General features: G+C 52.7%; 18 protein-coding genes and 3 tRNA genes. 14 read left to right on the top strand and 7 right to left on the bottom strand.

Going from position 1 to position 23232, the window contains the following annotated elements:
• Positions 1 to 106: 106 nt before the first annotated feature.
• Genes CAP31_RS08165 through hpnC form a run of 4 tightly spaced genes read right to left on the bottom strand, consistent with a single transcriptional unit; the run spans position 107 to position 3810 of the window.
• Positions 107 to 850, bottom strand: a complete 744-nt coding sequence (locus CAP31_RS08165; protein WP_087447083.1) for a YciK family oxidoreductase — start codon at positions 848 to 850, stop codon at positions 107 to 109.
• Between the two features lie 3 nt (positions 851 to 853).
• The gene (gene hpnE, locus CAP31_RS08160; RefSeq protein ID WP_087447082.1) at positions 854 to 2140 is read right to left on the bottom strand and encodes a hydroxysqualene dehydroxylase HpnE; all 1287 of its coding nucleotides are present in this window, start codon (positions 2138 to 2140) and stop codon (positions 854 to 856) included.
• A 14-nt stretch (positions 2141 to 2154) separates the two neighbouring features.
• Positions 2155 to 2988 carry a presqualene diphosphate synthase HpnD gene (gene hpnD / locus CAP31_RS08155; RefSeq protein ID WP_087447081.1) on the bottom strand — a complete coding sequence of 278 codons (834 nt, stop codon included), beginning with the start codon at positions 2986 to 2988 and terminating at the stop codon, positions 2155 to 2157.
• Between the two features lie 9 nt (positions 2989 to 2997).
• Positions 2998 to 3810 (bottom strand): squalene synthase HpnC, encoded by an 813-nt coding sequence (gene hpnC / locus CAP31_RS08150; protein ID WP_087447080.1) that lies wholly within the window; start codon positions 3808 to 3810, stop codon positions 2998 to 3000.
• A gap of 87 nt (positions 3811 to 3897) precedes the next feature.
• Here hpnC and CAP31_RS08145 point away from each other — a divergent pair.
• From CAP31_RS08145 to CAP31_RS08105, 9 genes are all read left to right on the top strand, one after another.
• Positions 3898 to 3982: transfer RNA gene (locus CAP31_RS08145), tRNA-Leu, on the top strand.
• Positions 3983 to 4059: 77 nt separating this feature from the next.
• On the top strand, positions 4060 to 5367 hold the full coding sequence (tig, locus tag CAP31_RS08140; RefSeq protein WP_087447079.1) for a trigger factor: 1308 nt from the start codon (positions 4060 to 4062) through the stop codon (positions 5365 to 5367).
• 4 nt (positions 5368 to 5371) lie between these two features.
• Entirely contained in the window at positions 5372 to 6001 is a 630-nt protein-coding gene (gene clpP, locus CAP31_RS08135) for an ATP-dependent Clp endopeptidase proteolytic subunit ClpP (protein ID WP_087447078.1), read from the top strand.
• A 29-nt stretch (positions 6002 to 6030) separates the two neighbouring features.
• The gene (gene clpX / locus CAP31_RS08130) at positions 6031 to 7290 is read left to right on the top strand and encodes an ATP-dependent Clp protease ATP-binding subunit ClpX (RefSeq protein ID WP_087447077.1); all 1260 of its coding nucleotides are present in this window, start codon (positions 6031 to 6033) and stop codon (positions 7288 to 7290) included.
• A 171-nt stretch (positions 7291 to 7461) separates the two neighbouring features.
• A complete protein-coding gene (lon, locus tag CAP31_RS08125; protein WP_087447076.1) occupies positions 7462 to 9879 on the top strand; it encodes an endopeptidase La in 2418 nt (805 codons plus the stop codon).
• Positions 9880 to 10001: 122 nt separating this feature from the next.
• Positions 10002 to 10274 (top strand): HU family DNA-binding protein, encoded by a 273-nt coding sequence (locus tag CAP31_RS08120; protein WP_087447075.1) that lies wholly within the window; start codon positions 10002 to 10004, stop codon positions 10272 to 10274.
• A gap of 11 nt (positions 10275 to 10285) precedes the next feature.
• Positions 10286 to 10361, top strand: a tRNA-Val gene (locus tag CAP31_RS08115).
• Positions 10362 to 10378: 17 nt separating this feature from the next.
• A tRNA-Asp gene (locus CAP31_RS08110) sits at positions 10379 to 10455 on the top strand.
• Between the two features lie 59 nt (positions 10456 to 10514).
• On the top strand, positions 10515 to 12425 hold the full coding sequence (locus CAP31_RS08105) for a SurA N-terminal domain-containing protein (RefSeq protein ID WP_087447074.1): 1911 nt from the start codon (positions 10515 to 10517) through the stop codon (positions 12423 to 12425).
• A 90-nt stretch (positions 12426 to 12515) separates the two neighbouring features.
• On the opposite strand, the gene fabI is transcribed toward CAP31_RS08105, so the two are convergent.
• Positions 12516 to 13301 carry an enoyl-ACP reductase FabI gene (gene fabI, locus CAP31_RS08100; RefSeq protein WP_087447073.1) on the bottom strand — a complete coding sequence of 262 codons (786 nt, stop codon included), beginning with the start codon at positions 13299 to 13301 and terminating at the stop codon, positions 12516 to 12518.
• Positions 13302 to 13378: 77 nt separating this feature from the next.
• Here fabI and CAP31_RS08095 point away from each other — a divergent pair, with 77 nt between their 5' ends.
• From CAP31_RS08095 to CAP31_RS08080, 4 genes are read left to right on the top strand one after another with little or no spacing between them, the layout of a single operon-like run.
• A complete protein-coding gene (locus CAP31_RS08095) occupies positions 13379 to 15526 on the top strand; it encodes an ABC transporter substrate-binding protein (protein WP_087447072.1) in 2148 nt (715 codons plus the stop codon).
• Positions 15523 to 16500 carry an ABC transporter permease gene (locus CAP31_RS08090; protein ID WP_087447071.1) on the top strand — a complete coding sequence of 326 codons (978 nt, stop codon included), beginning with the start codon at positions 15523 to 15525 and terminating at the stop codon, positions 16498 to 16500. Before CAP31_RS08095 ends, CAP31_RS08090 begins: the two co-directional genes overlap by 4 nt.
• The gene (locus CAP31_RS08085; RefSeq protein WP_087447070.1) at positions 16497 to 17906 is read left to right on the top strand and encodes an ABC transporter permease; all 1410 of its coding nucleotides are present in this window, start codon (positions 16497 to 16499) and stop codon (positions 17904 to 17906) included. Before CAP31_RS08090 ends, CAP31_RS08085 begins: the two co-directional genes overlap by 4 nt.
• Positions 17903 to 19891, top strand: a complete 1989-nt coding sequence (locus CAP31_RS08080) for an ABC transporter ATP-binding protein (protein WP_087447069.1) — start codon at positions 17903 to 17905, stop codon at positions 19889 to 19891. The genes CAP31_RS08085 and CAP31_RS08080 overlap by 4 nt, the downstream gene beginning before the upstream one ends.
• 29 nt (positions 19892 to 19920) lie before the next feature.
• On the opposite strand, the gene CAP31_RS08075 is transcribed toward CAP31_RS08080, so the two are convergent.
• Together CAP31_RS08075 and gloB are read right to left on the bottom strand one after the other, a co-directional pair.
• The gene (locus CAP31_RS08075) at positions 19921 to 21645 is read right to left on the bottom strand and encodes a LysM peptidoglycan-binding domain-containing protein (protein WP_087447068.1); all 1725 of its coding nucleotides are present in this window, start codon (positions 21643 to 21645) and stop codon (positions 19921 to 19923) included.
• A gap of 50 nt (positions 21646 to 21695) precedes the next feature.
• On the bottom strand, positions 21696 to 22478 hold the full coding sequence (gene gloB / locus CAP31_RS08070; protein WP_087447067.1) for a hydroxyacylglutathione hydrolase: 783 nt from the start codon (positions 22476 to 22478) through the stop codon (positions 21696 to 21698).
• 15 nt (positions 22479 to 22493) lie between these two features.
• Between gloB and CAP31_RS08065 the strand changes: the two genes are divergently transcribed.
• Entirely contained in the window at positions 22494 to 23231 is a 738-nt protein-coding gene (locus CAP31_RS08065) for a class I SAM-dependent methyltransferase (RefSeq protein ID WP_087447066.1), read from the top strand.
• Position 23232 lies beyond the last annotated feature (1 nt).

Here is a 23232-nt window from a genome sequence, read left to right as displayed (position 1 = left end):
GCCAGTATTTATGGACAAGCGGTTGCTTTACCCGACTGAGTGGTAAATCGGGCATGCCTATTTGGTATTCTTATGGCGAAGGCGAATATGGCAAGTTTGAATAACGCTAGGTCAGCGTTACCACTTCGCCTTTGATCGCAGCGCTGTCATCACCCATCAGATATAAGTAAGCGGGCATCAGATCGGCTGGCTGCGTCATGTTGAGATGATCCTCGCCGGGGTGGGTTTTGCGGCGGATAGGGCTGTTGACCGGGCCGGGGATGAGCGCGTTGATACGCAGGTTTGGGTGCAGGTTTTCCAGCTCTTGCGCCCAGATTTTAACCATGGGTTCCAAAGCCGCTTTGCTGACTGCGTAGGCACCCCAGAATGCGGTTGGGGTATGGCCGTGCGATTCGCCGGTCATGATGATGGATGCGCTGGGCGAGGCTTTGAGCAAGGGCAGGCAGGCCCGGGTCAATGCGGCAGGTGCGGCTACGTTGACGCGGAGTAGCTGCAGCCATTGCTCCATGCTGTGCAGTTCGAGCGGGAAGGGGCTCAATGCCGCTGTGGCGTTGTGCAAGATGCCATCCAGGCGCTTGAGCTGCAGACCTATCGACCCGGCCAGTCCTTCAAATGCCTTGTCATCCGCTTTTTCGAAATCGAGCGGGATGATCGCGGGTTGCGGGCATCCGGCGGCTTCTATTTCATCATAAACCGTTTCCAGCTGGGCAACATTGCGTCCATGCAGGAGCACGGTGGCGCCATGGGCGGCGTAGGTGAGCGCGGCTTCGCGTCCTATGCCTTTGCCTGCGCCGGTAACAAGGATGACACGGTTTTGTAATAAGTCTTTGGGAGCCTGGTAATTTTTCATGGTTTAGTGAATGAGGTTGGCCAATATCAAGTGCGCGCATTTTACCCCGCTTTGGGTGGCGGCTTCCAGCGTGGCGGGATAATCGCCGGCTGTGTAGTCGCCGGCGAGATAGAAATTCGCTAACGGCGTCTGTTGGGATGGACGTGCCAGGCTGGCATCGCAAGAAAATGTGGCACGTTTTTCGACGACGACCTGGTGCCATATCGGCGTGGATGGCGTGCCAAATGTCTGGTGCAATTCGTTGGCAATATGCTGGGCCAATGCGTCGCGATTCAGGATGCTGTGTGCGCCGGCAGTGCTGATAACTGCCGCCAGCAGGCCGCGCTGTTGATGACTGATGCCGCGGTCGAATACCCATTGTGCACAGGTGCCGTTCAATCCGGTCATCGCCCGCTCCAGGCGTACATCAGGCGGATATTGGAGATAAATCGTGGTGATGGGCTGATAGGAAAAATTGGTCAGCTGCTGTTTGACATATTCCAAACCTGGTAATTCTGTCATAAGTGCAGATGCCTGGTGCGGTGCGACGGCACAAATGACATCGGAGTGCGAGATCTGGTTCACAATGTAGCCATGAGCATCGGATGCTATGCGTTTGATGCGATGGCCGGTGAGGATTTCGCCGCCGTGCTGGCGCACATAGTCGGCCGCCGGGTTGGGGAAAAACGCCGAGAGGTCTACAGTCGGGATGATGAGATCGCTGTCCTGTCTGCCGCGAGTGAGGCTGTCGCGCAGCACGTTGAGAAATACCTGTGCTGATGCAGTGGCGGCAGGCGTGTTGAGTGCTGCGAGGCACAGCGGTTCCCACAGTAATTTGATTAAATGCTCCGGCTGATCCGCAAGCAACTGGGTAACAGTGCGGTCTTGCGCCAGTTTAAAACCGCTCAAGCGATGCTTTAGCATGAATTTAACGGCTGCCAGTCGGTGCGAAGTGCTGATGCCTTGTGCGGTCAATAAGGCAAATAGCGTATTGAATGGAGCAGGCAGGCTGGGTGCGGTAAGTTGCAGGCCGCACTGAGTCCAGAGTTGCAATGGCGTGCGCAGCCAGGGAGTGGTATCCGGGTTGACTAACTGCGCCAATGCCAGCGTGGTTTGATATGCACCCAGTAGCAGGTGCTGACCGTTATCCAATGACGTGTGCAGTTGTGGATGGAGGAGCTGGCGCGCACGCCCACCTAATATTTTACCGGCTTCATAAACAGTCACTTTGACGTCATGGCGGGCGAGGGTAACCGCTGCTGCCAGGCCGGCATAGCCGCCGCCGATGACAGCGACGTGTCTGGTCGACATTGCCGACACGCGTGCTAGCCTTTCATCCAGGTACGCCAGGCGATCCACAATTTGCGGATGGGGGTGAGTGCGGTGCGCTGCGTAAGTACCTGAAAACCGTCAAGACGAATCTCTTCAAGCAGGGTGCGGTAAATTCCGGCCATGATCAGGCCGGTCTTTTGCGTTTTGCGATCAGCGGCGGGGAGCGTGGCAAAAGCCTGGTCGTAGAACTGTTGTGCGCGCTGGTATTGGAATTCCATCAATTCACGGAAATTGTCCGTTTGGCGCGCATTGAGGATGTCGCTGGCAGGCACGTTGAATTTGGCGAGTTCGTCCATCGGCAGATAAATGCGATTACGGCGCGCGTCTTCCCCGACATCGCGGATGATGTTGGTAAGCTGGAACGCCAGCCCCAGATCGGCGGCATAGCGCAAGGTGGCGCGGTCGGTGTAGCCGAAAATAACCGCGGACAGTTCGCCGACTACGCCGGCGACACGGTGGCAGTACAAGCGCAGCGACTTGAAATCTTCATAGCGGTGCAAGTTCAAATCCATTTCCATGCCGTCTATGATTTCCAGCAGTTGCTCGGCAGGCAGGTTGAAATCGCGGATCACCGGCAATAGCGCATGGCTGACAGGATGGTGTGGTTGCCCCTGATAAAGGTCGCTGATTTCTTGCCGCCACCAGTTGAGCTTGGTCTGTGCAACATGTTCGTCGCTGCATTCGTCAACGATATCATCCACTTCGCGGCAGAAGGCATAGAGTGCGATGATGGCGCGGCGGCGAGGTGCGGGCAAAAACAGGAAACTGTAGTAAAAACTGGAGCCGCTGGCAGCGGCTTTGTCCTGGCAATATTGATTCGGGTCCAAAGCGGTATCCTATTTGGCGCGCAGGGCGCGATAAAGCATTTTAAGCCAGTCGCGGGGCTTGAGTACGGGGCGCTGGTTATATATATCGCCTTTGCTGGCGTGGAGCTTTTCCAGAATGGTCGATCCGCCCATGATGATCATGCGTAATTCAAGACCGATACGGCCTTTTAGCACTTTACCCAGCGGGGCACCGGCCTGCAACAATTTGCGTGTGCGTTCAATCTGCATCAGCATGAATGGCGACCATGCGCCGCCGGTGTCGTGTCCGGCGATTTGCGCTTCGCTGATTTTGTACCGGAGCAGTTCATCCTGAGGCATGTAAATGCGGGCTTTGTCGTAATCGATCGCAATATCCTGCAGGAAATTGATGATCTGCAATGCGGAACAAATCGCATCGGAATATGCCATGCTACGCGGGTCATTCTCGCCATACAAGGCGAGCATCAGGCGGCCCACCGGATTGGCGGATTTCTTGCAATAATCCATGACTTCGCCAAAATTGGCATAGCGTGTTTTAACGACATCTTGCGAAAAGGCATCCAGCAGGTCGTAAAACGGCTGCATCGGCAGCTGATGACGGGCGATGACTGCGGCCAAGTTGCGAAATAGCGGCGCTTGCGGTTCTGTGTTGTTCGCGATACGTGTTAATTCGGCACGGTAATCATTGAGGGCAGCCAGTCGTGCGGTGGCGCTGGCATCGCCTTCATCGGCAATGTCGTCGGCGCTGCGGGCAAAGTGATAAATAACCTCTACTGCATGGCGTAAACGACGCGGCAGTAACACGGATGCGACCGGGAAGTTTTCGTAATGGTTTATTGACATGCAGGCTATTGGAAAATTGGAAAAATTTGCTGTTTTAGAGAATTGATACTGGCAGCGCGTACCCAATTATATTACACTAAGCGGCTTGCGAAAGTGGCGGAATTGGTAGACGCACTGGATTTAGGTTCCAGCGCCGCAAGGTGTGGGGGTTCGAGTCCCCCCTTTCGCACCATCTTTTTTCTAGGACTTTTATGCGCCGATTGCGGCGCATTTTTCACATTACCTATCCAACTCAATCAAGGATAATTCATGCAACACGCTAATATCGAACAACTCAGCGCATTAGAACGTCGTATTAACCTTTCTGTGGAAATGCAGGCAATCGAGTCCGAAGTGGCTAAGCGCTTGAAGCATATCGCGCGTACAGCTCGTGTGGACGGCTTCCGCCATGGCAAAGTGCCTATGTCGATTGTTGCCAAACAGTATGGTGATGAAGTGCGTCAGGAAGTGCTCGGTAATGCGGTGGAGCGAGCATTTTCGAATGCAGTGCAGGAAAACAAACTGAAGGTGGCCGGCTTCCCGCGCATCGAACCTAAAACCGATGCGGCAGACCAGTCCTTGTTCGAATTTTATGCCGTGTTCGAGGTCTATCCTGAAATTACCTTGGGTGATATCAGCACGGCCGAGATTTCCCGCCCGGTGGTAACCGTGGGTGATACCGAAATTGATAAAACACTGGACGTATTGCGCAAACAGCGCGTGCAGTACGAAAGTGCGGATCGTGCAGCGCAAACCAATGACCTGGTTACGCTGGATTACATCGGCAAGGTTGACGGTGAAGTATTTGCAGGCGGCGAGGCGAAGGGGTTTCGCGTAGTGATCGGTGAAGGACGCACCTTGCCGGATTTTGAAACAGCCTTGCTGGATGTCAAAGCCGGTGACAAGAAGACTTTTGATGTGGCATTCCCTGCTGATTATCAGGCAGCGGAACTGGCCGGCAAGACCGCACAGTTTAGCGTTGAGATAACCGATGTGGCCGCACCAAAGCTGCCTGAAGTCGATGCCGAGTTTGCCAAGAGTCTGGGCGTTGCCGATGGCGATGTGGTTAAAATGCGTGCCGAGATCAAGGCGAATCTGGAGCGCGAAGTGAAAAATCGCGTGCAGGCGCAGGTCAAGGATCAGGTAATGCAGGCATTACTGGCAGCAACCTCAGTAGATACGCCAAAATCGCTGGTTCAAAATGAAGCCCAGCGTTTGATGGAACAGGCTCGCAACGATTTGCAGGCGCGTGGCATGAATGTTGCTGATATCCCCATGCCTACGGATTTGTTTGAAGAACGTGCACAACGGCGTGTAGCATTAGGCCTAATTTTGTCGGAAGTCGTACAAACTAATGCGCTGGCAGCGAAACCCGAACAAATCCGGGAAATGATCGAGGAAATTGCACAAAGCTACGAAGAACCGAAGGATGTGGTGAGCTGGTATCGGAAAAATCCTGAAAAGATGCAGGAAATCGAATCCTTGGCATTGGAGAACAATGTTGTAGAATGGGTATTGGGGCAAGCCAAAGTGACAGATCAGGTGCTCGCTTTTGACGAATTGATGGGGAAGGCATAACGTAATGATGACCAATAGCAACTGGGATCCACAGGCATTGGGTTACATCCCGATGGTAGTTGAGCAAAGCGGGCGTGGCGAACGTTCCTATGATATTTATTCGCGCTTGCTTAAAGAGCGGGTAGTGTTTCTGGTGGGGCCGGTTAATGAGACTTCGGCTAATCTCGTGGTTGCCCAGTTGTTGTTTCTGGAATCCGAAAATCCTGACAAAGATATCTATTTCTATATCAATTCGCCAGGTGGTTCGGTTTCAGCAGGCATGTCGATTTACGATACCATGCAATTCATCAAGCCGGATGTCAGTACCTTATGCATGGGGCAGGCTGCCAGTATGGGCGCGTTTCTGCTGACGGCGGGCGCCAAGGGCAAGCGTTTTGCCTTGCCGAATGCGCGAGTCATGATTCATCAACCGTTAGGCGGTTTTCAGGGTCAGGCATCCGATATTGCGATTCATGCCAAGGAAATTCTTTATCTGCGTGAGCGTTTAAATTCCATGATGGCATTCCATACCGGTCAGGATATGGCGACGCTGGAGAAGGATACCGACCGCGATAATTTCATGAGCGCCGAAGAGGCCGTGAATTATGGTTTGATTGATAAAGTGATAACAAGTCGCGCTGAAGCTGCGGCATAATTAAGTTAAATCTTAACGGAGAGTTTGCCATGTCTGACAAAAATAGCGGCGAAAAACTGTTGTACTGCTCTTTTTGCGGTAAGAGTCAGCACGAAGTGCGTAAACTCATTGCTGGTCCATCCGTATTCATTTGCGATGAATGTGTTGAATTATGCACTGATATCATTCGCGAGGAAATTCAGCAGGATAAGATGGGCAAAACGGATAAATCCGCTTTGCCAACGCCACAGCAGATTCAGGTCATATTGAATGACTACGTTATCGGTCAGGACAAAGCCAAACGCATTCTGGCCGTTGCTGTCTATAATCATTACAAGCGTTTGCGTCATTCTGACAGCAAGGGCGAGATCGAACTTGCCAAGAGCAATATTCTGCTGATCGGTCCCACCGGCTCAGGAAAAACCTTGCTGGCTCAGACCTTGGCTCGTTTGCTGGATGTGCCGTTCGTGATGGCTGACGCCACAACCTTGACCGAAGCCGGGTATGTTGGCGAAGACGTCGAAAATATCATTCAGAAGCTCTTGCAAAAATGTGATTACGATGTCGAAAAAGCCAAAAATGGCATCGTATATATCGATGAGATAGATAAAATCTCGCGTAAATCCGATAATCCGTCGATCACGCGGGATGTGTCGGGCGAGGGTGTGCAGCAAGCCCTGCTCAAACTGATCGAAGGTACGACGGCGTCCATTCCGCCTCAAGGCGGGCGCAAGCACCCGAATCAGGAATTCGTACAAGTTGATACTACCAATATGCTGTTTATTTGCGGTGGTGCATTTGCCGGTTTGGAGCGTGTTATTCAGAATCGCTCAACCAAAGGCGGCATCGGTTTTGGTGCAGAAGTAAAGAGCAAAGACGATAGCAAGGACATTTCTGCATTATTGCAGGAGGTCGAGCCGGAAGATCTGATCAAGTTCGGTTTGATTCCGGAGTTGATCGGCCGCTTGCCGGTGATTGCGACTTTGGAAGAGCTGGATGAGTCTGCGCTGATGACTATACTGACACAACCAAAGAATGCGTTGACAAAGCAATATGGTAAGCTGTTTGAGATGGAAGGTGCTGAACTGGAATTCCGTGAAGATGCGCTGATCGCGATCGCCAAACGTGCGCTTGTCCGTAAAACCGGCGCGCGCGGCTTGCGTTCCATTATCGAGCATGCATTGCTGGATACCATGTTCGAATTGCCATCGATGGAAAACGTGACGAAGGTCGTGATCGATGAAAATGTTATCAATGGGACTGCGAAACCGTTGATGATTTTTGCCGATCAGGCCAAACTGGCTTCATGATCGAAAACCGGCCGGATCGCCATAGAGGCGCTATCCGGTCGAAGTCGTTTTAGTAAAACACGCTTGGATTCAGGCGCTTGCGGATAATATATGCAGGTACAGCTTGAATTTTGTTAAGCTGCCCGTATATGTGTCCTATGTCGTTCAATTCTCAATATAGGGATCACTATCATGGCCTTACTCCAAGACGCTGAAGCATTAACACTGCCATTACTACCGCTCCGCGATGTGGTGGTCTTTCCTCATATGGTGATCCCGCTGTTCGTGGGGCGCGCCAAATCAATCAAAGCGCTCGAAATTGCCATGGAATCGGGCAAAAGCATCCTGCTGGTCGCGCAAAAGTCCGCTTCCAAAGACGAGCCTACTCCAGAAGATTTATACCATATCGGCAGTGTGGCAACCATATTGCAAATGCTGAAACTGCCAGACGGCACAGTAAAAGTGCTGGTCGAAGGCAGTCAGCGCGCAAATGTGCTCGAGTATGCTGATCTGGATAGCCATTTTGTCGGCACGGTCGAGTTGGTGCCAAATGACGATACCACTGATGATAACGAAGCCGAGGCGACGCGTCGTGCGCTGGTGGCTCAATTCGATCAGTATGTCAAACTCAACAAGAAAATCCCTCCCGAAATTCTGACTTCGCTGGTCGGGATTGATGAAGCCGGACGTCTGGCCGACACCATTGCGGCACATTTGCCGCTCAAGCTGGAGCAGAAACAGGAAATCCTGGAGATGTTCCCGGTACAGGCTCGTCTTGAGCATCTCATGAGCTTGCTCGAAGGCGAAATCGATATCCTGCAGGTGGAAAAACGCATCCGTGGCCGGGTCAAGCGCCAGATGGAAAAGAGCCAGCGCGATTATTACCTGAATGAACAAGTCAAAGCGATCCAGAAGGAATTGGGCGACGGCGATGAAGGTGTCGAGCTCGAAGAACTGGAAAAGCGCATCAAAGACGCCAGAATGAGCAAGGATGCCGAGGCTAAGGCCGAATCCGAGCTTAAGAAGCTGAAGATGATGTCGCCCATGTCAGCCGAGGCAACTGTGGTGCGCAGCTACATCGAAACGCTGATCGGTTTGCCATGGAAGAAAAAAACCAAGATCAGCAAGGATTTGACCAAAGCTGAAATGATCCTGGATAAGGATCATTACGGCCTGGAAAAAGTGAAAGAGCGTATTGTCGAGTATCTGGCCGTGCAGCAGCGCGTCGAGAAGCTCAAAGGGCCTATCCTGTGCCTGGTAGGGCCACCCGGAGTGGGCAAGACCTCTCTTGGCCAATCAATCGCCAAAGCCACCAACCGGAAATTCATCCGCATGGCTTTGGGTGGCGTGCGTGACGAATCCGAGATCCGCGGTCACCGTCGCACTTATATCGGCTCCATGCCAGGTAAAATCCTGCAAAGCATGAGCAAGATCGGCGTGCGCAATCCATTATTTCTGCTGGATGAAGTGGATAAAATGGGTCAGGATTTCCGTGGTGATCCGTCATCTGCATTGCTGGAGGTGCTGGATCCGGAGCAAAACCATACCTTTGCCGATCACTATATCGAAGTCGATTTCGATCTCTCTGATGTCATGTTTGTGGCGACGGCAAATACCTTGAACATTCCGGCACCTTTGATGGATCGTATGGAGATCATTCGTCTGTCCGGCTATACCGAAGATGAGAAGGTAAGTATTGCCGAGCGTTATCTGGTGCCGAAACAGATGGCTGCAAACGGGTTAAAGCCTGAGGAATGCATGATTTCAGAGAGTGCATTGCGCGACATCGTGCGTTACTACACCCGGGAAGCCGGTGTGCGTAACCTCGATCGCGATGTGGCCAAGATTTGCCGTAAAGCGGTTAAGGCATTGCTTACCAAGCCGGGCAAGACTGGCAAGATTACCGTGAATGCACGTAATCTGGACAAGTATTTGGGTGTGCGCAGGTTCAGTTATGGCGTCGCCGAGAAATATAACCAGGTTGGTCAGGTGACGGGTTTGGCATGGACGGAAGTGGGTGGCGAACTGCTGACGATAGAAAGCGTTTTGCTGCCGGGTAAAGGCAAAATGATTACCACCGGCCAGTTGGGCGAGGTGATGCAGGAATCGATTCAGGCTGCAATGTCGGTAGTACGCAGCCGCTCTCAGGCTCTGGGCATTCCTCATGATTTTTATCAGAAGAATGACATCCATATCCACTTGCCTGAAGGTGCTACGCCCAAAGACGGTCCAAGTGCAGGTATAGGTATCTGTACCGCACTGGTATCGGTGCTGACGGGTATTCCCGTGCGCGCGGATGTCGCGATGACAGGCGAGATTACTTTGCGCGGTGAAGTGCTGCCTATCGGCGGTCTGAAAGAGAAACTGCTGGCTGCGCATCGTGGCGGGATTAAAACCGTGCTGATTCCGGAAGAGAATGTTCGTGATCTGGTTGATATACCCGAGAACATCAAGAACAAGCTCGATATCCAGCCGGTGAAATGGATAGATCAGGTATTGAAATTGGTGCTGGAGCGTCAACCGGAACCGTTGCCTGATGCCCCGGAGGTTGCCGTCGATGTTGTACCTGCAACAGCGGCGGCAACTGAAATTGCAACAACCAAGCATTAATTTTGACTAAATAGTAAATTTATCGGTAAAATCGCTACAAGCCGCTTGACATAAGGTTTTGCGGCTTGTTATAAAGCGGATTGCAGGATTTTCCTGTCAAAACTTAACAGAAGGGGATACACGTGAATAAATCTGAATTGATTGATGCTATCGCTGAATCGGCTGATATTTCCAAGGCTGCTGCTGGCCGTGCATTGGATGCAACTGTTGCGGCTGTTACAGCATCATTGAAAAATGGTGAAATGGTTACTTTGGTTGGTTTTGGTTCTTTCTACGTTGGCGATCGTGCTGCGCGCGACGGCCGTAATCCTCAAACTGGTAAAGCCATCAAGATCAAAGCAGCGAAAGTTCCTAAATTTCGCGCTGGTAAAACCCTTAAAGATGCTGTAAACTAGTCGACTTTCCTGGGTGCTTAGCTCAGTTGGTAGAGCACCGCCCTTACAAGGCGATTGTCGGGGGTTCGAACCCCTCAGCACCCACCAAGTTTCATATTGTTTTTGGAGTGGTAGTTCAGTTGGTTAGAATACCGGCCTGTCACGCCGGGGGTCGCGGGTTCGAGTCCCGTCCACTCCGCCAACATGAAAGGCGAACTTAGGTTCGCCTTTTTTTTCGTATATTTTATACGGTGAATACCAATGCTAGATTCGATTCGTGAACGTACCCATGGTTGGTTGGCTAAAATTATATTAGCGTTAATTACCATTCCTTTTGCGTTATTTGGAATTGATTCATATTTTAATAATCGCGGTGGTGACAACATCGTCGCGACAGTGAACGGCGACAAAATCAGCCGTCAGTCATTCGATCGTGCGCTCAAGGATCAGCAAGCCGAACTGGCGGCGTCCATGGGCCCCAGCTTTGACCCGTCAGTGCTGGATGCCCCCAAGATTCGCCACGCCATACTGGATGGCCTGATCAAGCAGCAACTGTTGATTGGATCAGCCCGCCAAGCGGGCATGCTGGTCAGCGATGCGCAACTGGCCAAATTTATTGGTGAGATTCCGGCGTTCCAGGAAAATGGTCAATTCTCCAATACCCGCTATGAGCAGCTATTACGTCAGCAAGGTATGACTATCCCTGAATTTGAACGCCGCGTTCGTCAGGAGTTGCTGATGAACGACATGCGGGCAGCGTTTTCCCAATCGGCGGTCATGCCTGCGAGTGTGGCAAAGCTGTTCACCGCCGCCTTTGAGCAGCAGCGTGAGATCAACCTGTACAAAATTAATCCGGCAGAATTCGTGAAGCAGGTAAAAGTTACCTCGGATCAGATCAAGGCGTATTACGATGCACATCAGTCAGAATATACTGTCCCTGCCCAAGCGAAATTCCAATACGCGGTATTATCTTTGGATGAGATAGCGCAACATATTCCTGTCGATGATGTCACCCTTAAGCAGGATTACGATCAGAACATAGCTAAATACAGTGAACCCGAGCAGCGTCAGGCGCGCCATATTCTGATCGCAGTTTCTCCGACGGATGATGCAAAAAAGCGTGCCGAGGCGAAAGCTAAAGCCGAGCAGTTATTCAAGCAGGTGAGCGCATCGCCATCGAGTTTTGCAGAGCTGGCCAAGCAGGATTCCAATGACCCCGGTTCGGCTGCACAAGGCGGGGATTTGGGCTGGTTCCCGCGCAATGCAATGGTCAAACCCTTTGCCGATGCAGTATTCGGTATGAAAGAAGGCGAAATCAGAGGGCCGATCGCGACAGATTTTGGCTACCATATCATTCAACTGACTGGCATCAAACCGGCGCAAGCCCGAAGTTTTGACGCTGTAAAGGCAAGCATTAAAACCGAGCTGCAAAAAGAGCAGGCGGGTAAACGCTTTGCGGACGCAGCTGAACGTTTTAGCAATCGGGTATATGAACAGTCTACCGAATTAAAGTCAACGGCAGATGCATTGGGCATAAAATTGGCTACTTCCGGCTGGATATCCCGTAAGGGCGGTGCGGGCGCAGGTGTGCTTAATTCACCGAAGATGTTGCAGGCCATGTTCTCGGATGATGTGCTTAAAAATAAGCGTAACAGCGATGCGATAGAAGTTGCACCTAATGTGCTGGTATCGGCTCGTCTTGCCGAATATCAGCCGGCTAGCGTACAGCCGCTGGTTGCTGTCAGCGGTGCAATTGAACAACTGTTAATAAAGCAGCAAGTACGTGGCTTGGTGCAAAAGCAGGGTGAGGCGATATTGGCACAGTTGCGAGCAGGCAAAGAACCGGCGGATGTGCATTGGGGTGCATTTCAGTTAGTGAGCCGTAATCATGCGGAGGCCGTATCAGTAAAACTGATTGAAGGCATATTTGCTGCGGATGAAAAAGCGATGCCTGGCTATGTGGGTACTGAAGACGCGGATGGCGGTTATCAACTGGTGCGGATAACGCGCGTTGTGCCCGCGCCTGTGCCGGATGCATTGAAACTCAAAGCCATGCAGGTGCAGTTAGCCAACATTGTTGCGCAGCAGGCTTTTAGTGATTATTTGACAGGGCTGAGCCGGGCAGCCAAGATTAATATCAAGACATCGGCGTTGGAGAAATCGCCGCAATAACAGGCGGTCATTGATTCGGGATCGGAGTTGGCCAATAAAAAACCCAAACCTGGGTTTGGGTTTTTTACGCCGCTATTGCTGTGAACAAAATTAGTCGAAACTGGCGCCGACAGTGGTATTAAATCCGGCATCAACATAGGTGATTTCACCGGTGATGCCGCTTGCCAGATCGGAGAGCAGGAAAGCCGAGGTATTGCCAACTTCCTGTATGGTTACGTTGCGGCGCAACGGCGAATTTTTCTCAACATGGTTCAATATCTTGTTGAATCCGCCGATGCCGCTTGCAGCCAGGGTTTTGATAGGGCCGGCGGAAACCGCGTTGACGCGAATGCCTTTCGGACCCAGACTCTGCGCCATGTAGTATACGTTGGATTCCAGACTGGCCTTGGCCAAGCCCATGACGTTATAGCTTGGCACCGAGCGAATGGATCCCAGATAGGAGAGCGTAAGCATGGCGGCATTGCGTCCTTGCATCATCGGTAATCCGGCTTTGGCAAGCGCGGCGAAGCTGTAAGAGCTGATGTCGTGCGCGATCTGGAAATATTCGCGGGTGACGGCATCCAGGTAATCGCCGGTCAAAGCGACTTTAGGCACAAAAGCAATGGCGTGAACGATGCCATCCAGGCTGTCCCATCGGGTACCCAGATCGGCGAACAGCTGGTTAATTTCATCGTCGCTGGCGACATCGCAAGGCAGCACAATGCTGCTATCGAATTCTTTGGCCAATGCCTCAACACGGTCCTTGATTTTTTCACCCTGATAAGTGAAAGCCAGAGTGGCGCCTTCACGATAGCAAGCCTGCGCGATGCCATAGGCGATGGAGCGATCGCTAATCAGGCCGGTAATGAGTATGCGTTTGTCTTTGAGGAATCCCATGTTTTATCCTTGTCCATTGCAGTAAAAAGCTAGAGCTATTATACCCATAGTCGGATGACTAGGTTAAACTCGCATGTATGAATCGGATCTGGCTATTTGTCATATTGGTGTTGTTGAGTGGCTGTGATCAGCATGTCTGGAACGACCCTTATCCTGCACGCGAACGCGGTGCAAACATAATGTATTCCTCGTTTGAGGAGCGCCCCAAGCACCTTGATCCGGCACAATCGTACAGCAGCAATGAAACCGAAATCATCTCGCAGATTTATGAACCTCCGCTGCAGTATCACTATCTGAAACGCCCTTATATCCTGATTCCGCAAACCCTGACAGCCATGCCCGACGTGACTTATCTGGATGCCGCAGGACATGTGCTGCCACATGACGCAGCACCCGGCAGCATCGCTCAAAGCATGTATGAGTTGCATATCCGACCCGGCATCTATTATCAGCCGCATCCTGCTTTTGCCCGCGACATGCACGAACAATTGCGCTATGCACACTTAAGTGCCGATGATCTGGCACATATCCGTGACTGGCAGGATTTCAAGCAACTTGGCACGCGAGAGCTTACCGCATCGGATTATGTCTATCAAATTAAACGTCTGGCTTCTCCGCAGGTAAATTCGCCGATTCTTGGTTTAATGGCGGATTATATTGTCGGGCTGAAGGATTATTCCGATATGCTGGCTGTACAGGCCAGATTATTGCCGGATAACGCGTATCTCGATCTGACGCGCTATCCGCTTGCCGGTGCCGAGGTTGTCGATCGTTATACCTATCGCATCAAGCTTAACGGCAAATATCCGCAATTCCTGTATTGGCTGGCAATGCCTTTTTTTGCGCCGATCCCGCCGGAAGTTGACCGTTTTTATCATCAGCCGGGTATGGCTGAACGGAATTTCACGCTGGACTGGCACCCCGTCGGTACCGGGCCTTACCAACTCGCCGTCAATAATCCTAACCGGCAAATGATCCTTACGCGCAATCCACGATTTCATGGTGAAACCTACCCATCAACCGGTGAGCCGGGAGATGCTGCGGCCGGGTTACTGCAAGATGCCGGCAAGCCGTTGCCATTCATCGACAAGATGGTGTTCAGTCTGGAGAAGGAAAGCATTCCCTACTGGAACAAGTTTCTGCAAGGCTATTATGATTTGTCAGGGATCAGTTCGGACAGCTTTGATCAGGCGGTGCAGATTAATGCGCAAGGAGAGCCGCAACTGACCGATGCGATGCGTCAACAGGGGATGGCATTGGTGACTGCGGTAACCGCATCCAACCGCTACATGGGATTCAATATGCAGGACAGTGTGGTTGGCGGTTTATCGGAGCGTGCACGTAAACTGCGTCAGGCCATTTCCATTGCCGTTGATTACGAGGAATTCATTTCGATTTTCGCCAATGGGCGCGGCATTCCGGCACAAGGACCGATTCCGCCAGGCATATTCGGTTATGACGGCAGTGCGGCTGGTTTTAATCCTGTGGTCTATCATCTGGTGAATGGTCGTGTCGAGCGTCGCCCGATCAGCGATGCACAGCAACTGTTGGCCGAAGCCGGCTATCCGGATGGGCGCGACGCGAGAACAGGAGCGCCGCTGGTTTTGTACTTCGATACTGCGGCGACCGGGCCCGATGCCAAATCGCGCTTGGACTGGATGGTGAAACAATTTGCCAAGCTCAATATACAGCTGGTGGTTCGCAGTACCGATTACAATCGCTTTCAGGACAAGATGCGGCGCGGCAATGCGCAAATATTCGAATGGGGCTGGAATGCCGACTACCCCGACCCGGAAAATTTCCTGTTTCTATTGTATGGGCCGAACAGGAAGGTCGGCCAGAATGGCGAGAATGCGGCAAATTATCAAAATCCCCAGTTCGATGCCTTGTTTGATCAGATGAAATATCTGGATAATACTCCTGAACGGCTGGCGATTATCAAGCAGATGGTGATAATTGTGCGCGACGATTCGCCATGGATATTCGGATTTTTCCCCAAGGCATTCAGTTTGCGCCAAGCCTGGGTTGCGCCTGCCAAGCCTAACGTCATTGCAAACAATACATTGAAATACCGCAAGATTGATCCCGCACTGCGGCAGCAGCTGCGCGACAGATGGAATCGCCCGGTGCTATGGCCGTTGCTGGCTGTGCTGGGTTTGGTCATGGTTTTGCTGCTGCCGGCAGTCCGGGCATGGCGCAAACGTGAGCGGAGCGTGGCCAAATGATTGCGTATCTGGTTCGCCGCTTTTTCTACGCCGTGCCGATTTTGCTCGGGGTAAATGTGCTGACGTTCCTGTTGTTCTTTGTGGTCAATACGCCGGACGACATGGCGCGCATGCACCTGGGCAGCAAGCATGTTACCGCGCAGGCCATTACACATTGGAAGGTCGAACATGGTTATGATAAGCCGCTGTTTCTCAACCATGCTGCGAAGGGTATGGCGACGCTGACTGACACCATATTTTTCGATAAATCCATACGCATGTTTGTGCTGGACTTCGGCGCATCGGATGATGGTCGTGATATCGCTCATGAAATCGAAACGCGCGCAGGACCTAGCCTGACGATCGCCGTGCCGGTGTTTGCATTAGGCTTGCTGGTGAATATCAGTTTCGCCCTGATGATGGTTTTTTTTCGCGCCACTTATCTGGACCGCCTCGGCGTAGTGGTGGCAGTGGTATTGATGTCGATATCAGGTTTGTTTTACATCATTGCCGGCCAGTTCTTATTCGCCAAATTATGGCATCTGGTGCCCGTTTCCGGGTTTGCTGCCGGTCTGGATAGCTGGCGTTTCGTGCTGTTGCCGGTGCTGGTGTCCATTGTCGCTGGGATGGGCAGCGGTACACGCTGGTACCGCAGCATTTTTCTGGAGGAAATGAGCAAGGATTATGTGCGTACCGCGCGTGCCAAAGGGCTCTCCGAATGGCGGGTATTGTTCCGCCACGTCTTGCAGAACGGCATGATCCCGATTCTGACCGGTGCTGTGGTGGTGTTGCCGCTGCTGTTCATGGGCAGTTTGCTGACCGAGTCATTCTTCGGCATCCCCGGTCTGGGCTCTTATATTATCGATGCCATTCAGGCGCAGGATTTCGCTATCGTGCGGGCCATGGTATTTATCGGCTCGGTACTTTATATCCTGGGGTTATGGCTGACGGATATCGCCTACAGCTGGGCTGATCCCCGGGTGAGGCTGTCATGAGCTGGCAGCCTGTCGTGTTATGGACGGATGCGCTGGTTTTCACGATGGTGGCCGCCATTATATTGATAGTGAGCCGCCGTCATCCGCAGGGGCAATTGCATGAAGCCTGGCAGCGCCTGTGGCAAATGCCCATGGCGATGGCAACCGGTCTGGTTCTGCTGGTTTTCGTTGCGATCGCCTTGCTGGATTCGTTGCATTATCGCCCTTTGTTGCCGGCTCAACCAGGGCAATCAGCGCAATACGGTATCGAGGTCGTCAGCGTTCTGGACACGCTGTTGCAACCGCTGCGGGAGCATAAGGAAAAAACCTATTCGGCCCCGCTGGCAACCCGGCTCTATGTCAAGGAGACCGTGACATTGGGCAATGGCACTGTATTGCGCGATTATCCGCGTTTGCAATTCGGCGGGGCACAATTGCTGCATCCGCAGCGGGACAAGCGGGCAGATATCGTGCAAAGGGTGGTGCGCGGCAGCGCAATCGGCCTATTGCTATCCGCATTGCTGGCGGCTCTGATCGCTCTGATGTTAGTGACCCGCCGTCGTTGCAGTCTGAACGAGCTGTTGCAGCAATTGTTGTCGGAGGACAATCGTTTGCCGTGGCGTACGGCATTATTGACCGTGACCGTATTAAGCATCATTGTGGCCGTGATGGTCGAATTAGCCGCTGCCTATCATGTTTTCGGGACTGACAAGATAGGTCAGGATGTGTTGTACAGCAGCCTGAAGAGCATCCGTACCGGCTTGCTGATCGGTACGCTGACGACATTGATCATGCTGCCGTTTGCGGTGCTGTTGGGTATCAGTGCGGGATATTTCGGTGGCTGGATAGATGACCTGATTCAGTATGTATATACCACGCTGAATGCGATTCCGGGCGTGTTGCTGATTGCGGCAGCGGTATTGATCATGCAGGTGTATATAGAGATGCACCCGGCCATGTTCGATAGCGCGGCGGCACGCACTGATTTCCGTTTGCTCTTCCTGTGCATTATTTTAGGAATAACCAGCTGGACTGGCTTGTGCCGTTTACTGCGCGGTGAAACCCTGAAATTGCGGGAATTGGATTACGTGCAGGCCGCGCGTGCATTCGGCGTATCGGATTGGCGATTGATGGTGCGGCATATTCTGCCCAATCTCTATCATCTGGTCCTGATCAGCGTGGTGATGGATTTTTCCGGACTGGTGCTGGCGGAAGCGGTGTTGTCTTATCTTGGCGTGGGTGTGGATCCGGCGATGCAGAGCTGGGGCAATATGATCAATGCGGCGCGGCTGGAGATGGCGCGGGACCCGGTGGTATGGTGGCCCTTGGTGGCGGCGTTTGGCCTGATGTTTACGCTGGTACTGGCGGCAAATCTGTTTGCCGATAGCGTGCGCGATGCTTTTGATCCGCATGGGAGGCCGCGATGAGCGACGTCTTGCTGCGGGTCGAACAGTTATATACGCGACTGGGCAAGTTGCGGGTAGTCGATGGCGTGAGCTTTAACGTCAACCGCCAGCAAACTTTTGCAGTATTGGGGGAATCGGGTTGTGGCAAGTCGATGACGGCGTTGTCGATTATGCGCTTGCTGCCGGAAGCTGCGCGGATACAGGCTGGGCAGGTGAATTTTAATGGGCGTGATTTATTGCTGCTGCCCGAGTCGAGCATGCGCGACGTGCGCGGCGGCGAGATAGGCATGATATTTCAGGAGCCGATGACCAGTCTTAACCCGGTGTTGACCCTCGGCGAGCAAATCATGGAAACGCTGAACCGTCACCGGCGCATGCACAAGCGCGGCGCACGGGACGAGGCTGCCGCATTGCTGCAGGCAGTGGGTCTGCCCGATGCTGCAAGACGCCTGGGTGAATATCCGTTCCAACTCTCCGGCGGCATGAAGCAGCGGGTAATGATTGCGATGACATTGGCGGGCAATCCGTCATTGCTGATCGCCGATGAACCGACCACGGCATTGGATGTGACCATCCAGGCGCAAGTGCTGGCCTTGTTGCGGCGCATCCAGCAGCAGCGCGGCATGGGTATGTTGCTGATTACACATGATCTGGGGGTGGTCGCGGAAATGGCCGATCATGTCGGCGTCATGTATGCCGGCGAGCTGGTCGAAATCGCGCCGCGCGACGCATTTTTTGATCATCCGCAACACCCGTACAGCCGGAAACTGTTCGCCGCTCTGCCTAACCGGGTGCAACGCGATGCACGTTTGGCCAATATAGCCGGGAATGTGCCGGCGTTCGATACGGAATTCGTCGGTTGTCGTTTTGCCGGACGTTGCGAATCTGCGTTCAGCCGTTGTCGGGAAGAGGCGCCGGCATGGACACAACTCGCGGATGGGCATGCCGCACGTTGCCACTTATTGGAAATGCATAGTGCTTCTCAGCCTGTTAGCGTGCCCGAATATGCCCAGCCAAATGCAGCCTCCGGGAAAATAATATTGAGCGTGACCGACCTCAGGGTACATTTCCCGTTGAAGGGCGGCTTATGGGGACGCCACCAGAAAACAGTAAAGGCGGTTGATGGCGTGAATTTGCATATCCTTCACGGGGAAGCGCTGGCTCTGGTAGGTGAATCGGGTTGCGGCAAGACCACTGTGGGTAAGGCTATCGTGCAGTTGCAGCCGCTTACTGCAGGCCGTATTGTGCTGGACGGGACTGATCTGGGTGCGCTGAATAAGCGGCAACTGCTGCAGCAGCGTGCTCATGTGCAGATGATATTCCAGGACCCTTTTTCATCGCTCAATCCGCATTTGCGTGTAATGGATCTGCTGGAAGAGGGTATGGTAGCGCTTGGGGTGGAACAGGATGCCGTTCGGCGCAGCCAAACGCTGGTCAAACTGATGGATCAGGTCGGATTGCCGGGTAACGCGTTGCAACGCTATCCGCATGAATTTTCCGGCGGACAGCGCCAGCGTATTGCTATCGCGCGTGCACTCGCAGTGCGGCCAAAACTGATCGTATGCGATGAGCCTACCAGTGCGCTGGATGTGTCTGTGCAGGCACAGATCATCAACTTGCTCAAAGATCTGCAAGCAGAGTTCAATCTGAGTCTGCTGTTCATTACCCATAATCTGCCTGTTGCCGATTATCTGGCCCAACGTATCGCCGTCATGTACCTTGGGCGCATAGTCGAAACCGGCAGCAGTACGGAAATCATTACCGCGCCGCGTCATCCTTACACTCAGGCTTTATTGGCTGCGGTGCCGAGCATGACGCGAGCGGTGGCTGGCAGCGTGATCAATAGCGATGTGCCGTCAGCCATTCACCCTCCCGGTGGCTGTCATTTTCATCCGCGCTGCCCATTAGCCATACCTGTTTGTCTGGAGCGCTATCCGGAGGAAACCCGGCTTGGCGAAACACATGTAGTCAGATGTCACGCAGTAGCGCAATCCACACAAACCTGACACAAACGATGGCTCTGGTTTTCAGGAGGTTAACCGGATTTGAGCAACAGCTTTGATCCGGGTTGGAGAACGGCGTGATGCTTGAGTTTGTTCCAGCGCTGAATGTCATCTATTGCAAGATCGTACTTTTGCGCGATGCTGGACAGAGTGTCGCCTTTCCTGACGATGTAATGTCGAGGCTTTTCCTGTCTGACCGGTTTTTTGTCTGCTTTGCGTGATCCTGATTTGTCTTGTCTGTCATTGGTCTCATGTTTGCTGGATGTCTCGTGGCTGTCATTAGGTGCCGCTACGATAAGCGTCTGGCCCAATTTGAGCTGATTGGGTTTGATCTTGTTCCATTGAGCCAGTTCATGAGCTGTCACCTGATAACGTGTGGCCAGGTTGTACAGGGTGTCGCCGGCCTTGACAGTGATTTCTCTTGGCATCTTCTCCTGATGCGATTGTTCGATCCTGGCGGTTTTATTGGGTATGCCCTGACCTGGAGTATCTTGCATCGAGACTTTCACTATGCCTGGTTCAGCCAAAGCGATTTTATTATTGGTTTTATCTGTTGCATAGGTGTTATCAGCGTTACCTTTCAGCGGAACCATAAGTGCATGGTCGCTGGTGAGTTTGCCTTTATGTGAAAGCTGAATGGGATTATGTTCCTTCAGCCATGTGACAGTGACACCGAATTTTTTGGCAATGGTGCTGATACGTTCACCAATTTTGGCTGCGTAAACTTGCCAGGTGACGAGTGGGCGATCATAGTTTTGCAGATTGTTGGAGAAGGTGTCGACCTTGTCTACCGGCAATAACAGTTGCGCAGGGGTATCCGAGCGCACTACCGGTTTGTTGTACGCAGGATTGAGCGATACAAATTCATTGACGGGCATATTTGCCAGCTTGGCCGCAAGGCTTACATCGATTGGTTTGGTTAATGTAACGGTGGTGAAGTAGGCCTGGTTGGGAATACTGTCCAGATTAAGCCCTGCACTTTCGGGGTCGGCGATGATTTGCTTGACGGCCAGCAATTTTGGCACGTAATGCCGCGTTTCGGTAGGCAGATTCAGGCTCAGATAGTCTGTGGGCAGGCCTTGCGCCTGATTCTTGGCAATGGCGCGTGCAACGCAGCCTTCGCCGCAATTGTAGGCAGCCAGAGCCAGCTCCCAGGTACCGAACTGGTTATGCAGCTTGGTCAGATAATCCAGAGCGGCGTCTGTGGCAGCGATAATATCGCGCCGACCGTCGTACCAGCCGTTTTGTTTCAGGCCGAAATCCTTGCCGGTAGCCGGGACGAATTGCCATATGCCTGAGGCATGGCTGGTCGAATAAGCCATGGGGTTGAATGCGCTCTCAACCATGGGCAGAAGGGCTATCTCGGTGGGCATGCCACGTTTTTCGACTTCGCCGAGAATATGGTAAAGATAGCGGCGGCTGCGTTCAACCATGCGGCGCACATACTCCGGACGCTGCGCGTACCAGTTGATATGCGTCGCCACCAAAGGTGTATCCAGCGTATCCATCCCAAAACCCATGCGGATACGATCCCATAAATCGGCTGTATCGCCCTGGTCATTCGCGGAATTTTGCGTGTTGGCATTGCCGGAAGCGCTGGTTGGTGCAGTACTGATGTAGGTATTATTCGATGATGCGGCGGCCGAGCTGATAATGCCGCTGTCTGCGATGCTCGCGAGAGGTGCCAGCAAGCCGAAGCATAGCAGAAATTGCTTGAATTTATTCGGGAAAGTTTCAAAATTTCGCAATTCGATCATGGTGGTATGATACCGGAATCGATGCGGGTGGGCAAGGAAACGTCAGTCCCTTAGGACGTACGAAAATCGTTTTTGAGGGTACGCAGTGCGCTGAATATTTCAACAATACCGGTAATGGATTTGCCTGTCGCCTGTTGGGCAGCAACGCGCGCGCTGGGTAAGTGACAGCGCAGGAACGGGTTGGTCGCCCGTTCCCGGGCAATGGTGGAAGGCAGAGTTGGGCGGCCCTCGAGAATGCTGTTAAGGTCTGTTGCAGCGCGGGCTTGCAGCGCCTGGTTATCGGGTTCCAGTGTGAGGGCAAATTCGATATTGCTCAAAGTATATTCATGCGCGCAGTAGACGCTTGTATTTTCTGGCAATTGGCCCAATTTGCTAAGCGAGGCCAGCATTTGCTCGGGTGTTCCCTCGAACAAACGGCCGCACCCGCAGCCAAACAAGGTGTCACCGCAAAACAGCATGCCGTCTGCGTAATAGGCGATATGGCCTGCGGTATGCCCTGGGACATCCAGTATCCGCAGTTCGAGATCAAGCTCTTCGAGCCGGATTGTGCTGCTTTCCGATAAGGGATGGGTCAGGCAGGGGATGCTTTCGCGCGAAGGGCCATATACGGGAACGTTAAAGGCTAAAACCAGCGCCTCATTGCCTCCCGTATGGTCATGGTGATGATGGGTGATTAAAATGGCGGCAAGAGACAGATCATGCTGGCGCAGAAATGCAGTCACAGCATTGGCATCGCCGGGATCAACCGCAACGGCGTAACGCTGATTATGAATAACCCATATATAATTATCGCTGAATGCGGCAATTGGGGTAATGTGTAAATCGGTATTCATTTTTTATATGATAACATGACAACTCGTTACACTTCATTTACCGAATGGCTGACCAGTCCGTTAGGGCAGTATCTGCAGGAGCGTGAGCAGGCATATTTCGATCAGACTGTGGTCGATCTGTTTGGATTCAATGCCTTGCAAATCGGTTTGCCGCACTGGGAAATGTTGCGTAACAGCCGTATCCCGCATCGTTTTTGCGTTGGCGCTCATGCCGGTGATGTACTGGCAGAGCCTACCCATTTGCCGTTTGCCAATCAATCGGTTGATCTGCTGGTATTGCCGCATCTGCTTGAGTTTTCCAACTATCCACATCAAATCTTGCGAGAAGCCGAACGTGTGCTGATTGCCGAAGGGAATCTGCTGATCAGCGGCTTCAATCCCCGCAGTCTATGGGGATTGCATCGCTGGTATAAGCGTAGTTGCGGCGATTACCCGTGGCGTGGTGATTTTGTCAATCTTGGCCGTCTGAAGGATTGGTTGTCATTGCTGGGGTGCGATATCGTCGGTGGACGCATGTGCTGTTATGCCCCGCCTTTGAGCAACGCCGGCCTGATGCAGCATTTCGAATTCATGGAGGCAGCAGGGGATCGCTGGTGGGCAATGGGTGGCGGCGTATATTTTATTCATGCGGTCAAGCGTGTGCACGGGATGCGTCTGATTACCCCGCGCTGGCAAGGGAGGAGCAAATTCGCGCGCGCGCTGAGTCCGGCGACACGCAGTTTACAGAATGGAAGCAAATGTTGTGATAAATAAG

Origin of the sequence: Sulfuriferula sp. AH1 (assembly GCF_002162035.1) — a bacterium.
Taxonomy (GTDB): domain Bacteria; phylum Pseudomonadota; class Gammaproteobacteria; order Burkholderiales; family Sulfuriferulaceae; genus Sulfuriferula.
Note: the sequence above shows the minus strand (reverse complement) of the source record. Positions and strands in the feature narration are given on the sequence as shown.